Here is a 15,852-nt window from a genome sequence, read left to right as displayed (position 1 = left end):
TCTTCGCTTGCGTCCCTCCAACTTCCCAGCGGCTGTGCCGCAGGTCAATAAAGCTGTTTCGTTACTTGATAGGAAATTTCTATCAAGAAAGGTCCGTTTCAGCCAGGATCCGCGCCTGATGCAGCAAAGCGGAAACCAGCGGCGTGAAGGGTTCCCTGTGGGTCGCCACGAGGCCGACGGTATGGTGGGCCGCCGGCTCGGTGATCGGAACCACGGCGATTTCCCCATGAAAGCCGAAGGATTTCGTGACGCTTTTCGGCATGATGCTGGACAGGCGGCCGGTCAGGATATGAGAAAACAGCACGATCATCGAGTTGGATTCGAGTTGCGGCCTGACTGTGACGCCGGCTTCCGTGAAGTGATGGTTGATAATGCGGCGGTTCTGCATGTCGGCGGTCAATAGGCAAAGCCGAAGATTGCTCACGTCCTTCCAGGACACGCTTTCGCGATCCGACAGCGGGCTGCCGATGGCGGTGACAAGGTGGTATCGCTCCGTATGAAGCGGCACGCTCGTTACCCGGCCGAGCGGTTCGTTTTCAAGGTAGGTCAGGCCTGCGTCGATCTCCAGATTTTCGAGCAGGCTGAGGATCTGGAGCGAAGTGGTCGACTGTACCGAGAAGGTGACGTCGGGATGCTGTTCCTGAAAGGGTGCGGTGATGCGGGGGACCATGGCGAGGGTCGTGGGAATGGCGGCAAGCCGGATGTGGCCGGACAGACCCTTGCGCGCCGCGCGCATCTCCTCGCGCATCGTGCGGGTGTCGCCGACGATGCGGCGGGCCCATTCCAGCACCCGCTGGCCTTCCGGCGTCAGGCCCTGGAAGCGCGAGCCGCGGTTGACGAGGATGACGCCGAGCTGCTCTTCAAGCTGACGGATCGCCGCCGAAAGCGTCGGCTGCGAAATTCCAAGTTCTTCTGCCGCCCGGGCGAAATGCTTCTCCCGGGCGAGTGCGATGAAATATTCGAGCTTGTCGATCACGGAACGGGCCTCCCGGGCCTCTGGGCAAAAGAACGGTGGCCACAGCCGTGGCCGTGGCCCTATATGAAGGAAAAAAGCCGGGAACACGAGGAGGAAACCATGACGTTCACCGCCCTGCTTGTCGAAAAGGATGACGATGGAACCGTTTCGGCCGCGGTCCGGGAGCTGGACGATTCGCGCCTGCCGGAAGGAGACGTCACGGTGGCGGTCGAATATTCCACCCTCAACTACAAGGACGGCCTCTGCATCAACGGCAAGGGCGGGCTGGTGCGGACCTATCCGCATGTGCCCGGCGTCGATTTCGCCGGCACGGTCGAGGCCTCGCAGGATCCGCGCTACCGGCCGGGCGACCGGGTGGTGCTGACGGGCTGGCGGGTCGGCGAGATCTGGTGGGGCGGCTATGCGACCCGCGCCCGCGTCAAGGCGGACTGGCTGACGCCGCTTCCCGGCGCGCTGTCGACCCGGCAGGCGATGGCCATCGGCACGGCGGGGCTGACGTCGATGCTCGCCGTGATGGCGCTGGAGAAGGCGGGACTTTCGCCGCCGAAGGGCGAGGTTCTGGTGACGGGGGCGGCCGGCGGCGTCGGTTCGGTCGCCGTGGCGCTGCTCGCCCGGCTCGGTTATGCGGTTGCCGCCGTCACCGGACGTCCGGAAGCGGCGGATTATCTGCGCGACCTCGGCGCGACCACCATCGTCGCGCGTTCGGAACTGTCGGAAGCCTCGGGCCGGCCGCTGGAATCGGAGCGTTGGGCCGGGGCCATAGACGCGGTCGGCGGCGAGATGCTGGCGCGGGTGCTGAAACAGATGAAATACGACGGGGCGGTCGCCGCCGTCGGCCTTGCCGCAGGCGCCGCCGTGCCGTCCTTCACCGTCATTCCCTTTCTTTTGCGCGGCGTGAGCCTGATCGGCATCGATTCGGTCATGCGGTCCTATGACCAGCGGGTCGACGCATGGAACCGTATTGTCGCCGATCTTCCCATGGAAAAGCTGGAGGCAATGGTGGAGGAACACCGGCTTTCCGACCTGCCGGAGCTGGCGAACCGTATTCTTGCCGGCCAGGTCAAGGGCCGGGCGGTGATTGACGTGCGGGCCTGACGGTCAGCAGATGAGCTGGCCGCCGTTTACCTCCAGCACCTGTCCGGTGATATATCCGGACAGGCTCCCGGCGGCGAGGAAGAGATAGGCGGGGGCGCAGTCCTCCGCCGTGCCGAGCCGCTGCAGCGGGATCGCCTTGCGCGTCGCCTCCAGCTTTTCCGGCGAGGAATAGCGCTGGTGGAAGTCGGTTTCGATGGTGCCCGGCGAAACGCAGTTCACGCGGATGGCGTCGGGCGCCAGTTCGCGGGCCAGAGCCTTGGAATAGGTCGCCACGAAGGCTTTGGTCGCCGAATAGATGGACGAGCCGGGGCTGCCGCCGGTCAGGGCCGAGATCGAGACGGTGTTGACGATCGCCGCCTGCGGCGCGCGCCGCAGATGCGGCAGCAGCGCCCGCGTCATTTCCATGACCGAGGTCTGGTTGAGGCGGACGACCGTTTCATATTCCGCATCGGTGATCTCGCCGGCCGGGAAGCGGCCGACCATCGTTCCGGCATTGTTGACCAGCACATCGACCTGGTCGAACAGGTCTTCCGCCCGGCGCGCCACCGTCGCGATGCCGTCCTGTTGCAGGAAATCCGCATGGACGATATGGGCGCGGGCCTCGGCCACCGCGATTTCGAGGAATTCCGGCAGTTCCGTCGCGGCGGTGCGGCCGCCGTGCAGCAGCACATGCGCGCCGCAGTCCAGAAACTGCCGCGCCACCTCCAGGCCGATGCCGCGCCCGGCGCCGGTCACCACGACATTCGCGCCCTTGAACAATGCCGGATGGAACATGCGTCTTTCTCCCGCTGGGGTTCATTTTCCCCACTATCCCAAAATCGCCGCGCCACTCCAAGACCGGCAGGGACGAATTGATGTGTTTTCGCATTTGCATATTATGGCGGCGAAACGAAGCGGGAGAAAAGCGGATGTTTCTGACGGAGCGCCAGACGGAGATCGTGGATCTGGCGAAAACGAAGGGGCGCGTGCTGGTGGAAGAGCTTGCCGCGCGCTTTTCCGTAACGCCGCAGACGATCCGCAAGGATCTGAACGATCTGTGCGACGGAAAGGTGCTGACGCGCATCCACGGCGGCGCGCTCTTTCCGGGCGGCAACGAGAATGTCCGCTACGAGGCCCGCCGCTCCATCGCGGCGGCGGAGAAGCAGGCGATCGGCCGCGCCGCCGCCGGCATGATCTCCGACAATTCCTCCCTCTTCATCAATATCGGCACCACCACCGAGGCGGTCGGCGAGGCGCTGCTCGATCATCGCGGCCTGATGGTCATCACCAACAACATCAATGTCGCAAACCGGCTGCGCGTCTTTCCTTCCATCGAGGTGGTGATCGCCGGCGGTGTCGTGCGCGGCTCCGACGGCGGCATCGTCGGTGAGGCGGCCGTCGATTTCATCCGCCAGTTCAAGGTGGATTACGCGGTCATCGGGGCATCGGCCATCGACGAGGACGGGTCGCTGCTCGACTTCGACTATCGCGAGGTGAAGGTGGCCCAGGCGATCGTCGCCAATGCGCGCCATGTCATCCTGGTTTCCGATTCGACCAAGTTCGAACGGACCGCACCCGTGCGGATTGGCCATCTCTCGCAGGTCCATACCTTCATCACCGACCGCTGCCCGCTCGACAACATCCGCTCGATCTGTCTTGAAAGCGATGTGCGTCTCGTGGAGACGGCTTCCCGGGGGGCGTGAGGACGGAGGCGCGAATGCGGCATTCCGCCGGATTTCGCGCCATTGCACGCGGCGGCCTCTTCCGCTAATAGACGCCGGAAAACTTCCGCGCGCTCGCGCGACCACATGGACTATCGGACACAATATGGCACGCATCGTGATGAAATTCGGCGGGACCTCCGTCGCCGACCTCGACCGTATCCACACTGTCGCCCGCCATGTGAAACGTGAGGTCGACGCCGGCAACGAGGTCGCGGTGGTCGTTTCGGCCATGTCCGGCAAGACCAACGAACTGGTCGGCTGGGTGCAGGGCATGCCGAAGGTGACCGGTGCGGGCTCGCCCTTCTACGACGCGCGCGAATATGACTCCGTGGTCGCCTCCGGCGAGCAGGTGACGTCCGGGCTGCTCGCCATCGCGCTGCAATCGATGGGGGTGAACGCCCGCTCCTGGCAGGGCTGGCAGATCCCTATCCGGACCGACAATGCCCACGGGGCGGCCCGCATTCTGGATATTCCCGGCGACGATATCGTTCGTCGCATGGGCGAGGGTCAGGTCGCGGTCGTCGCCGGCTTCCAGGGCATCGGCCCGGACAATCGCATCGCGACGCTCGGACGCGGCGGGTCGGATACGTCGGCCGTGGCGATCGCCGCCGCCGTGCAGGCGGATCGCTGCGATATCTATACGGATGTCGACGGCGTCTATACGACCGATCCGCGCATCGAGCCGAAGGCGCGCCGCCTCCGGCAGATCGCATTCGAGGAAATGCTGGAACTGGCATCGCTTGGCGCGAAGGTCCTTCAGGTCCGCTCCGTCGAACTGGCGATGGTGCACAAGGTACGCATGTTCGTTCGCTCGTCGTTCGAGGACCCCGATGCGCCGGGAATGGGCGATCCGGTGAACCCGCCCGGCACGTTGATTTGTGATGAGGAAGAGATCGTGGAACAGGAAGTCGTAACCGGCATCGCCTATGCCAAGGATGAAGCGCAGATCTCGCTCCGCCGCGTCGCGGACCGGCCCGGTGTATCGGCCGCGATCTTCGGCCCGCTCGCCGAGGAGCGCATCAACGTCGACATGATCGTGCAGAATATTTCCGAGGACGGTTCGAAGACCGACATGACCTTCACTGTGCCCTCGGGCGATGCCGACAAGGCCATCAAGGTTCTCGAAGGCGTCAAGGACCAGGTCGGCTTCGATGTCATCCAGCACGAGTCGGGCCTCGTGAAGGTCTCGGTCATCGGCATCGGCATGCGCAGCCATGCGGGCGTTGCCGCCTCAGCCTTCCGGGCGCTTGCCGATAAGGGGATCAACATCAAGGCGATCACCACCTCGGAAATCAAGATTTCCATCCTGATCGACGGCGCCTATGCCGAACTTGCCGTGCGGACTTTGCATTCCGTCTACGGTCTCGATAAAACGTAAGGAATCGGCAGGTTTATTGCCGTCCACCGGTGCATCGAGCCGGTGATGAAAGTCCTGTTAGGAGACGCCACGCGATGAGAGACCTCTCGGCAGGTCCGCGCGTTCTTCTCAAGCGGCTGCGCGAACTGATGGCGGAGCCGCTTGAGCCCCAGGAGCGCCTTGACCAGATCGTGCGCCAGATCGCGCAGAACATGGTTGCGGAAGTGTGCTCGGTCTATGTGCTGCGCTCCGACGGCGTGCTCGAACTCTACGCCACCGAGGGCCTCAATCCCGACGCCGTGCATCTTGCGCAGCTCAAGATGGGCCAGGGGCTGGTCGGCACGATCGCCGCTTCCGCCCGGCCGCTCAACCTTTCCGATGCGCAATCCCACCCCGCCTTCACCTATCTGCCGGAGACGGGCGAGGAGGTCTATCATTCCTTCCTCGGCGTGCCGATCCTGCGGACGGGCCGGGCGCTCGGTGTTCTCGTGGTGCAGAACAAGGCAAGCCGCACCTATCGCGAAGAGGAGGTGGAGGCGCTGGAGACGACGGCGATGGTCATCGCCGAAATGGTGGCGACCGGCGAGCTGAAGAAGCTCACGCGCCCCGGCCTGGAACTCGACCTCTCCCGCCCCGTCAGCATCGATGGCGCAAGCTTCGGCGAGGGCATCGGCCTTGGCTACGTCGTGCTGCACGAGCCGCGGATCGTCGTCACCAATCTGCTCAACGAGGATTCGGAGCATGAGCTTGGCCGGCTGGCCGAGGCGCTCGGATCGCTGCGCATCTCCATCGACGACATGCTGTCGCGCCGCGAGGTTTCGATGGAGGGCGAGCATCGCGAGGTGCTGGAAACCTATCGCATGTTCGCGCATGACCGCGGCTGGGTGCGCAAGCTGGAGGAGGCGATCCGCAACGGCCTGACCGCGGAGGCGGCGGTCGAGCGGGTGCAAAGCGAAATGAAGGCGCGGATGATCCGCCTGACCGATCCTTATCTTCGGGAGCGGATGCATGATTTCGACGATCTCGCCAATCGCCTGCTGCGGCAGCTGACCGGCTATGGCGCGAAACTGTCGGCCAGCAATTTTCCCAATGACGCCATTGTGGTGGCGCGCGCCATGGGGGCGGCCGAACTGCTGGATTATCCGCGCGAGAATGTGCGCGGGCTGGTGCTTGAGGACGGCGCGGTAACGAGCCATGTGGTGATCGTCGCACGGGCCATGGGCATTCCCGTGGTCGGGCAGGCGGCCGGCGCGGTGGCGCTTGCGGAAAACGACGATCCGATCATCATCGACGGCGATGCGGCACGGGTCCATCTCCGGCCGGTGCCGGACCTTCAGCGTTCCTATGAGGAAAAGGTGCGCTTCCGGGCGCGCCGGCAGGCGCAATACCGGGCGCTGCGGGCGGTCGAGCCGATTACCAGGGACGGCAAGGCGATCAATCTCCAGATGAATGCCGGTCTCCTCGTCGACCTGCCGCATCTCAACGAATCGGGCGCTGCCGGCATCGGGCTCTTCCGCACCGAACTCCAGTTCATGATCGCCTCGACGATGCCGAAGGCGGACGAGCAGGAAGCCTTTTACCGCAATGTCCTGAAACAGGCGGCGGGGCGTCCGGTGACCTTCCGCACGCTGGATATCGGCGGCGACAAGGTGGTGCCCTATTTCCGCGCGGCCACGGAGGAAAATCCGGCGCTCGGCTGGCGGGCGATCCGCCTGTCGCTCGACCGGCCGGGGCTGCTGCGCACGCAGCTTCGCGCCATGCTGCGCGCGACGGCGGGCGCCGACCTCAGGCTGATGCTGCCGATGGTCACCGAGGTCGCGGAAATCCGCGAGGTGCGCGGCCTCCTGCAAAAGGAAATCCAGCGCCAGTCGAAACTCGGCGAGCAATTGCCGAAGAAGCTGCAATTCGGCGCGATGCTGGAAGTGCCGGCGCTGATGTGGCAGCTTGACGAACTGATGGCGGAAGTGGACTTCGTCTCGGTGGGATCGAACGACCTGTTCCAGTTCTGCATGGCGGTCGACCGGGGCAATGCGCGCGTATCCGACCGCTTTGACACGCTCGGACGCCCTTTCCTGCGTATCCTGCGCGATATCGTGCGCGCCGGCGCGCGCAACGAGACATCCGTGACCCTGTGCGGGGAAATGGCGAGCAAGCCGATCTCGGCGATGGCGCTGATCGGCCTCGGTTTCCGCTCGGTGTCCATGTCGCCGACCGCTATCGGTCCCGTGAAATCGATGCTGCTTGCGCTGGATGCGGGCAAGCTCGAGGCGGCGCTGGCGCCCCAGCTCGATGACGCGCGCCCGTCGGTGTCGATCCGGCAGTTCCTTGCGGATTTCGCCGCCGAAAACGGCGTTCCGCTGTAAGATATCCATCCGGAGTGCCAAGGTGGCGAAGCTTCCAATCGAAAAGATGCGTGAACTCGAACGCCGCTTCGGCGAGATCGAGGCGCGCATGTCCGCCGGCCCGGACTCCGATACCTATGTGCGCCTTGCATCGGAATATGCCGAGTTGCAGCCGGTGGTGACGAAGATTCGCGATTACCAGAAGGTGGCCGACGATCTCAAGGGGCTTGAAACCCTGCTGGCCGACAAGACGACGGATCGCGAGATGCGGGACCTGGCGGAAATGGAGCTGCCGGAACTCGGTGATCGGCTGGAAACGATCGAGCAGGAAATGCAGATCCTGCTGCTGCCGAAAGACGCGGCGGATGAGAAAAGCGCGATTCTCGAAATCCGGGCGGGCACTGGCGGCTCGGAGGCGGCGCTTTTTGCCGGCGATCTCTTCCGCATGTATGAGCGCTACGCCGCCTCCCATGGCTGGAAGGTGGAGCTTCTTTCGGCAAACGAGGGCGAAGCGGGCGGTTACAAGGAAATCATCGCGACGATCACCGGGCGGGGCGTTTTCGCCAAGCTGAAGTTCGAATCGGGCGTCCACCGCGTGCAGCGTGTGCCGGAGACCGAGGCGGGCGGCCGCATCCATACGTCGGCGGCGACGGTCGCCGTGCTGCCGGAAGCCGAAGACATCGATATCGAAATCCGTCCGGAGGATGTTCGTATCGATACGATGCGTTCTTCGGGCGCGGGCGGGCAGCACGTCAACACCACCGATTCGGCGGTGCGCATTACCCATCTGCCGACCGGCCTCGTCGTGACCAGTTCGGAAAAATCACAGCATCAGAACCGCGCCAGGGCCATGCAGGTGCTGCGTTCGCGGCTCTATGACATGGAGCGCCAGCGCGCCGAAAGCGAACGCTCCGCCGATCGCAAGAGCCAGGTCGGCTCCGGTGACCGTTCGGAGCGGATTCGTACCTACAATTTCCCGCAGGGACGCGTCACCGATCATCGCATCAACCTGACGCTCTACAAACTCGACCGGATGATGGAAGGCGAGATCGACGAGGTGGTCGACGCACTGGTGACGGATTATCAGGCGGGGCAGCTCGCCCAGCTCGGCGAGCAGGGCAGGCCATGAGCGGATCGACGCTCGCCGGGGTTGTTGCCGCGGCGCGCCGTCGGTTGCAGGAGGCCGGTATCGCCGAAGCGGCGGGAGATGCGCGCATGCTGGTCGCCGCTTCCCTGCATCTGACGCCGGCCGAACTGATCAGCGAGGGCGCGCGGATGCTCGACGCCGGCGAGATGACGGCGATCGACCGGGCTTTGGAACGCCGCGCCGCTCGGGAGCCGGTGCATCGGATTCTCGGACGACGCGCTTTTCTGGATCTCGAACTGGAATTGTCCCCGGAAACGCTGGAGCCGCGGCCGGATACGGAAATCCTTGTCGAGGCGCTGGTCGCGCCGGCCCGGCGCATGATGGCGGAAAGCGGCGGCTGCCGCATCCTCGATCTGGGAACGGGAACGGGCGCGATTTGTCTGGCGCTTCTCGATCTCGTGCCGGGTGCTACCGGGGTGGGTGTCGATCTTTCACCCGGAGCCCTTGAAACGGCGCGGCGCAATGCCGATCTGAACGGCGTCGCCGACCGTTTCGAAACGGTGGAGAGCGACTGGTTTTCCGCCGTGAGCGGACGATTCGATATCATAGTGTCAAATCCGCCGTATATCGTCCGCTCCGTCGTGGAGACGCTGGACGCGGAGGTTCGGCTGTACGATCCCGTTCTGGCGCTGGACGGTGGTCGCGACGGGCTGGACGCCTATCGCGCCATTGCGGCCGGCGCCGTTTCCCATCTTTCGCCGGAGGGGCGGGTCGGACTGGAGATTGGTTACGACCAGAAGGACACGGTAGCCGACCTTATGGCGGCGGAGGGCTTCCGCCTGATCGAGGCGGTGCGGGATCTCGGCGGAAACGATCGCGCCCTGATCTTCGAACGCAAGGCTATGGATCGGAATGCTGCGACTGCGCAGTAAAATTCCGCTTCTGCAAAGAAAAGGCTTGGAATCAGGCGGGAAGCGGGATAGGTTGCGGCCACGCACTGGGCAAGCGGTCATGACGCAGAGGATTCGTTCCTGCATGACCCGATCGCGAGGGTTGCTCTCTTCGAAGAGTTGCTGGATTGAAGACTGCCCTGTGCGGGTACCTGTTAATTTGGCGTCTTACGGCGACAGGGCCACCGATGCGGTTTGGCCGCGGCTAAGGTTGCCTGATCCGGCTCGGCCGATCGGGCATGCAGACACATGATCATCGATACTCGATACATTAGGTGAGTGACATATGAGGCCAGGACAGCAAAACAAGCGCGGTCGCGGGCGTAGCAATAATAACAATAACAATAACGGCAACAACAATCACCGTAAGGGCGGTAATCCCCTGACGCGGACCTACGACAGTTCGGGTCCGGATGTGAAGATCAGAGGCACAGCGCAGCATATTGCCGAGAAATACACCGCACTTGCCCGTGACGCCCAGAGTTCCGGCGACCGCGTCATTGCGGAGAACTATCTCCAGCATGCGGAGCACTACAATCGGATCATTGCCGCCGCGCAGGCGCAGATGCAGGATCGTGTCGCCCGCGAGGATCGCAACGACTTTTCCGACCGCGACGGTTTCGACCGTGATCAGGAAGAGGGCGATCTGACGCCTGCCGTAGAGGAAAGCGCGGCCGCCGCCGTCACAAAGCCCGCAAAGCCTGTCAAGCCGGCTCCGGAAAGCACCCCGGAGACGGCGGATATCGGGGGCACTGGCCCGCAACCGGTCATCGAGGGCACCGGCCCGCAGCCGGTTATCGAGGGCACGCCGGTCGAAGTCTCTCTCGAGGAGGAGGACGCCGCAGCCCCCCGCAGCCAGACGCCGCGCCGCCGCAGCGTGACGCGCCCGCGCCGCACGAGGCGCAGCAGTGAGGCCCAGGCCGCAGGCGAGGAAGAGCGTCCCGCGACAGGCGGAGAAGCCTCGTCCCTTGAGGTTGTCACCTCGGAGTAAGGGAAGAAAAATCATCCATCAGGCAGGAACCCGGCCCCGCGCCGGGTTTTCGCGTCTCTGCCGATGGGATTTCAGCTGGTAAAATTGTCGCTTGCGGCGTCTGGCCTCTCTTTAATTCCACACTGTTCTCCCCATATTCGCTTCAGGCGATCGGCCATGTGCAAACAGGGTCGTCGCAGCAATGAAAGGGCTTGCCGGCATGGGAGCCCTGTCCTGAAACGTCGGCCGGCGCCTTGTGAAGGGCCGGGCGAGTCCTGGAGGCAGACAATGAACATTGAAAAATATTCCGAGCGCGTTCGCGGTTTCCTGCAATCGGCCCAGACGAAAGCGCTGGCGGACGGTAATCCGCAGTTCACACCCGAGCACATCCTGAAAGTTCTGCTCGATGACGAGCAGGGCATGGCCGCGTCGCTGATCGAGCGGGCCGGCGGCAACGCGCGCGAAGCGCGGATGGCCAATGACGCTGCCCTTTCCAGGCAGCCGAAAGTTTCCGGCGGCAACGGACAGGTCTATCTCTCTCAGCAGGTCGCGAAAGTTTTCTCCACCGCCGAGGAGGCCGCGAAGAAGGCCGGCGACAGCTTTGTCACGGTCGAGCGCCTGCTTCTGGCGCTGGCGATCGAAAAATCCGCGGCGACGTCGGAGATTCTCGCCAAGGCCGGCGTGACGCCCGCCAAGCTCAACGAGGTCATCAACGACATCCGCAAGGGTCGCACCGCCGATACGGCGAGCGCGGAACAGGGTTTCGATTCGCTGAAGAAATTCGCCCGTGACCTGACGGCCGACGCACGCGAAGGCCGGCTCGACCCGGTCATCGGCCGGGACGACGAAATCCGCCGCACGATCCAGGTCCTGTCGCGCCGCACCAAGAACAATCCAGTGCTGATCGGCGAGCCCGGCGTCGGCAAGACGGCGATCGCCGAGGGGCTTGCGTTGCGTATCGTCAATGGCGACGTGCCGGAAAGCCTGAAGGACAAGAAGCTGATGGCGCTCGACATGGGCGCGCTGATCGCCGGCGCGAAATATCGCGGCGAATTCGAGGAGCGGCTGAAGGCGGTCTTGAGCGAAGTGCAGGCGGAAGACGGCGAGATCATCCTGTTCATCGACGAGATGCATACGCTGGTCGGCGCCGGCAAGGCGGACGGGGCGATGGACGCCTCCAACCTCCTGAAGCCCGCGCTTGCCCGCGGCGAGCTGCACTGCGTCGGCGCGACCACGCTCGACGAGTATCGCAAGCATGTCGAGAAGGATGCGGCGCTCGCCCGGCGGTTCCAGCCTGTCATGGTGGAGGAGCCGACCGTCGAGGACACGATCTCGATCCTGCGGGGCCTCAAGGAGAAATACGAGCAGCACCACAAGGTGCGGATCTCCGATTCGGCCATCGTTGCCGCAGCGACGCTTTCCAATCGCTATATCACCGACCGTTTCCTGCCGGACAAGGCCATCGACCTGATGGACGAGGCCGCCGCGCGCCTGCGCATGCAGGTCGATTCCAAGCCGGAAGAGCTTGATGAGCTTGACCGCCGCATCATCCAGCTCAAGATCGAGCGCGAGGCCCTGAAGAAGGAGACCGACCGGTCCTCGCAGGACCGGCTGGAAAGACTTGAAATCGATCTGGCGGCCTTGGAAGAAGAAGCGGCAGCCCTCACCGCGCGCTGGCAGGCGGAAAAATCCAAGCTCGGCCGCGCCGCCGACCTGAAGCGCCAGCTTGACGAGTTGCGCAACGAACTGGCCATCGCGCAGCGAAAAGGTGAGTTCCAGCGCGCCGGCGAGCTAGCCTATGGTATCATTCCGAACCTCGAGAAGGAGCTTGAGGCGGCCGAAGGCCGCGATGCCGGCGATATCGATCCGATGGTGCAGGAGGTCGTCACCCCTGACAATATCGCCCATGTGGTCTCCCGCTGGACGGGCATTCCCGTGGACAAGATGCTCGAAGGCGAACGGGACAAGCTGCTTCGGATGGAAGATGACCTGGCCCGGTGGGTGGTCGGTCAGGGCGACGCCGTCCAGGCGGTCTCCCGGGCCGTTCGCCGCGCGCGCGCCGGCCTTCAGGATCCGAACCGGCCGATCGGCTCGTTCATCTTCCTCGGGCCGACCGGCGTCGGCAAGACGGAGCTGACCAAGGCGCTCGCCCGCTTCCTCTTCGATGACGAGACGGCGATCCAGCGCATGGACATGTCGGAATACATGGAGAAGCATTCCGTGGCCCGGCTGATCGGCGCGCCTCCCGGCTATGTCGGCTACGAGGAGGGCGGGGCACTCACCGAATCGGTCCGTCGCCGGCCCTATCAGGTCGTGCTGTTCGACGAGATCGAAAAGGCGCATCCGGATGTCTTCAACGTGCTCCTGCAAGTCCTCGATGACGGCCGCCTGACCGACGGTCAGGGCCGCACCGTGGATTTCCGCAATACGATGATCATCATGACCTCGAACCTGGGTGCTGAATATCTGACGGCGCTCGGCGAGGATGAAGACAGCGAGGCGGTTCGCGATCAGGTCATGGATGTCGTCAAGGCATCCTTCCGGCCGGAATTCCTGAACCGGATCGACGAGATCATCCTGTTCCATCGCCTCAAACGCTCGGAAATGGGCGCGATCGTCGATATCCAGCTCGAGCGGCTGCGCGGGCTTCTGGCCGATCGCAAGATCACACTGGAGCTGGATGAGGAAGCGGTGCACTGGCTGGCCGAGAAGGGGTATGATCCCGTCTATGGCGCACGGCCACTGAAGCGGGCGATCCAGAAGCATCTTCAGGATCCGCTGGCCGAGCGGATTCTCGCCGGAGACATCGTGGACGATTCGACCGTCAAGGTGACGGCCGGCTCCGACCGGCTGCTGTTTTCGCCGCGCCCAGGCGGGATGAGCAAGGCGGCCTGACGCCGGGGTCGAGAAGCCGGGGCCGAAGACGGGTTCGCGGCCACCGATCGGAAAAAGGCAAAAGCGCGGGTTACGGCCCGCGCTTTTTGCTTGGCTCCCGGCGGCCTTGCGCGTCAGGGCCGGCTTGCGCAGCGGCCGGCCGAGCGAGGCTCTTCACGGGACGGGAAGATGCGGCAGGTCCACGGCTCCGGTGTTAGCGGGTTTCGGCGACTTCCGTCGAACTGTCGCTGCGGCCCAGCAGATCGTCGATGCGTTTTCGCTCGACTTCGAACTGGGCAAGGGCCTTGCCTTCCAGCGACTTGCCGCCGGGCAGACGGATCTTCAGCGCATCCACCTTGTTGCCGTTGACGATGAGTTCGTAATGCAGGTGCGGTCCGGTCGAAAGGCCGGTCGTGCCGACAAAGCCGATCACCTGCCCCTGCTGCACCTTGACTCCGGGCTTGATGCCCTTGGCGATGGCGCTCTGGTGATTGTAGGAGGACACGTAGCCGTTGGCGTGGCGGATCAGGGTCTGGTTGCCGTAACCGCCCGAATCCCATCCTGCCTTTTCCACCACGCCGTTGCCGGCGGCGATGATCGGCGTGCCGCGCGGAGCGGCCCAGTCGACGCCCGTGTGCATGCGCGAGAAACCGAGGATCGGATGGCGCCGCATGCCGAAGCCGGAGCGGAAGACGCCGTTCGGAACGGGATTGCGCAGCAGGAACTGGCGGATGCTCTTGCCGTTCTCGTCATAATAGTCGACCGAATTGTCCTCGGGGTTCTGGAAGCGATAAACGCCGGTCTGCGTATCACCGAATTTCGCGGTGAGGAACAAAAGCTCCGAATCCTCGGTGGCCTGGCCGTTTTCGTCGGAGACGGAATAGAGGGCCTCGAGCGTGTCCGTGGAACGCAGCTGCGCCTGGAAATCGACATTGCTGGCCAGGATGCGGATCATCTCCGCCGTCATCTCCTTGCCCATGCCATAGGACAGGGCGGCGCGGTAGATGCCGTCATAGACGCGCGGCAGGTCGCGGCCGGTGATGATCGCCGGCTTTCCATCGTCGTCGAATGCGGTCGCCACCGCATCCAGATAGGGTGGCTCGGCCCCGGTGACAAAGCGGCCCTTGTCGTCGAGGGCGGCGGTCGTCACATGCCGGCCGCGCGAATAGACGCTGGCGCGGACGATATCGGCCTCCTTGCCCTGCTGCGCGATGCAGATACGCAGCACATCGCCTTCGGCAAGCTCCCGGCTCCCGAGCTGTCCTTCGAGATAGGCGGCGAGGTCTTCGGCCTGCGCCTTGGTATAACCGGCCCCGATCATCAGCGTGTCGATATCGGTATCCTGGCGCGCGGGAAGCACGTCGTCGGCGTATTCCGTATCGTCCGGGGTGATCGTGTCATAGGTCGACACGCTCATGTTCTCTTCGACCACGCGCGCCGTCAGGCCGGCGAAGAGGTCGATGTCGGAACTGTCGGAGGCGAAGCGGCGCGGGTCGACATAGGCGAGGGAGGCGACCTGGACGTTGCCGTCGGTCAGAACCGAACCGTTGGTGCGGACGTTCTCCTCCACTTCCTCGATCGACATCAGATCGCCGTAATCGAGCGCCGAACCGCCGCTCGGAAAATCGCCGGTCTGAAGCGCCACCTCCGATTCGACGTCGGAGCCATAGATCGTGCCCATGCGGGAGGCCGATGTGGTGTCCCGCCCGCTCGGAGAGAAAATGGCGAGCGGATCGAAGCGGGGATAGTCCTCTGTCGGCGTATGGTTGACGGCAAGCGCCATCTTGACGTGGGCGAAAGGCTGGCGACGAACCACTTCCTTCTCGCCGTCATGGATCAGGGTCGAAATTTCCATGACCTTCTTGTCGGACGGCTTGGTGACGAGCGCGGGCTCCAGTATGCGCTCGCCGCGCTTGGCGGCGACCGCCGGGTTTCTCGCGGCCTGCCCGGTCGGGTCGAGCGCGGCGTAGGCTTCGGCGGGGATGGCAAGCTGCTGGCGGCCGTCGAGCGCGGCAAAAAGCGCCACGCCCATCAGCAGGGATGAGGTAATGCCGGTGAGGAACGTCCCGGAGAGCCAGCGAAGCGAAATCTCGCGGCGGTCGGGCGCCTTTCGCCCGTCGGCGAGAATCGGCGGCTCGTTGCCGAGAGATCGGATCATGTTCCGGTCGGTCGTCATGCCGTTGTTGCTTTGCCTCGTCAGAGAATGCCGTCAGGGGCGGGACCATGCACGCACGAGGGGGCGGAAGTCAAATCACCGCGCCCGCGCCTTCGGTCCAGTGTAGACGCGGGGATTGTGTGTATCTGAAGGCAGGACAGGAGGCCTGCCGCCGATTTCGGATAACGCCCGGATTCCCGGGAGCCGGCCCGGGGGGAAAGACAAGACTTGGAATTTTTTCAAAAAAATGTCATATCTCCTGTTGACTGTTTATGGTTGGTGGGCTTATAACGCCGCTCATCGACGAGGGCGTTGGGCGCTTCTGGCGGCCGACGAACTTGTC

General features: G+C 64.1%; 11 protein-coding genes. 8 read left to right on the top strand and 3 right to left on the bottom strand.

Annotation, left to right across the window (positions count from 1 at the left end):
• Positions 1 to 82: 82 nt before the first annotated feature.
• Positions 83 to 976: a LysR family transcriptional regulator gene (locus KYK29_RS20490; RefSeq protein WP_254692763.1), complete on the bottom strand. Its 894-nt coding sequence runs from the start codon at positions 974 to 976 to the stop codon at positions 83 to 85.
• A gap of 99 nt (positions 977 to 1,075) precedes the next feature.
• Here KYK29_RS20490 and acuI point away from each other — a divergent pair, with 99 nt between their 5' ends.
• Positions 1,076 to 2,071 (top strand): acrylyl-CoA reductase (NADPH), encoded by a 996-nt coding sequence (gene acuI, locus KYK29_RS20485; protein ID WP_254692762.1) that lies wholly within the window; start codon positions 1,076 to 1,078, stop codon positions 2,069 to 2,071.
• Between the two features lie 3 nt (positions 2,072 to 2,074).
• Here acuI and KYK29_RS20480 read toward each other — a convergent pair whose 3' ends face one another.
• The gene (locus KYK29_RS20480) at positions 2,075 to 2,845 is read right to left on the bottom strand and encodes an SDR family NAD(P)-dependent oxidoreductase (protein WP_254692761.1); all 771 of its coding nucleotides are present in this window, start codon (positions 2,843 to 2,845) and stop codon (positions 2,075 to 2,077) included.
• A gap of 134 nt (positions 2,846 to 2,979) precedes the next feature.
• Between KYK29_RS20480 and KYK29_RS20475 the strand changes: the two genes are divergently transcribed.
• The 7 genes from KYK29_RS20475 (at position 2,980) to clpB (ending at position 13,375) form a co-directional block, all read left to right on the top strand.
• Complete coding sequence (locus tag KYK29_RS20475; RefSeq protein ID WP_254692760.1) at positions 2,980 to 3,753, top strand: DeoR/GlpR family DNA-binding transcription regulator; 774 nt, start codon at positions 2,980 to 2,982, stop codon at positions 3,751 to 3,753.
• Positions 3,754 to 3,877: 124 nt separating this feature from the next.
• Positions 3,878 to 5,152 (top strand): aspartate kinase, encoded by a 1,275-nt coding sequence (locus KYK29_RS20470; RefSeq protein ID WP_254692759.1) that lies wholly within the window; start codon positions 3,878 to 3,880, stop codon positions 5,150 to 5,152.
• A gap of 74 nt (positions 5,153 to 5,226) precedes the next feature.
• Positions 5,227 to 7,494: a phosphoenolpyruvate--protein phosphotransferase gene (gene ptsP / locus KYK29_RS20465; protein ID WP_254692758.1), complete on the top strand. Its 2,268-nt coding sequence runs from the start codon at positions 5,227 to 5,229 to the stop codon at positions 7,492 to 7,494.
• Positions 7,495 to 7,516: 22 nt separating this feature from the next.
• Positions 7,517 to 8,602 carry a peptide chain release factor 1 gene (gene prfA / locus KYK29_RS20460; RefSeq protein ID WP_254692757.1) on the top strand — a complete coding sequence of 362 codons (1,086 nt, stop codon included), beginning with the start codon at positions 7,517 to 7,519 and terminating at the stop codon, positions 8,600 to 8,602.
• Positions 8,599 to 9,492: a peptide chain release factor N(5)-glutamine methyltransferase gene (gene prmC / locus KYK29_RS20455; protein ID WP_254692756.1), complete on the top strand. Its 894-nt coding sequence runs from the start codon at positions 8,599 to 8,601 to the stop codon at positions 9,490 to 9,492. Before prfA ends, prmC begins: the two co-directional genes overlap by 4 nt.
• A gap of 304 nt (positions 9,493 to 9,796) precedes the next feature.
• Entirely contained in the window at positions 9,797 to 10,501 is a 705-nt protein-coding gene (locus KYK29_RS20450) for a DUF4167 domain-containing protein (protein WP_254692755.1), read from the top strand.
• Positions 10,502 to 10,768: 267 nt separating this feature from the next.
• Positions 10,769 to 13,375 carry an ATP-dependent chaperone ClpB gene (gene clpB / locus KYK29_RS20445; RefSeq protein ID WP_254692754.1) on the top strand — a complete coding sequence of 869 codons (2,607 nt, stop codon included), beginning with the start codon at positions 10,769 to 10,771 and terminating at the stop codon, positions 13,373 to 13,375.
• A 193-nt stretch (positions 13,376 to 13,568) separates the two neighbouring features.
• On the opposite strand, the gene KYK29_RS20440 is transcribed toward clpB, so the two are convergent.
• Positions 13,569 to 15,530, bottom strand: a complete 1,962-nt coding sequence (locus KYK29_RS20440) for a M23 family metallopeptidase (protein WP_254692753.1) — start codon at positions 15,528 to 15,530, stop codon at positions 13,569 to 13,571.
• Positions 15,531 to 15,852 lie beyond the last annotated feature (322 nt).

Source organism: Shinella daejeonensis, assembly GCF_024281235.1.
GTDB lineage: Bacteria > Pseudomonadota > Alphaproteobacteria > Rhizobiales > Rhizobiaceae > Shinella > Shinella daejeonensis.
This window is presented reverse-complemented; position numbering and strand designations above follow the sequence as displayed.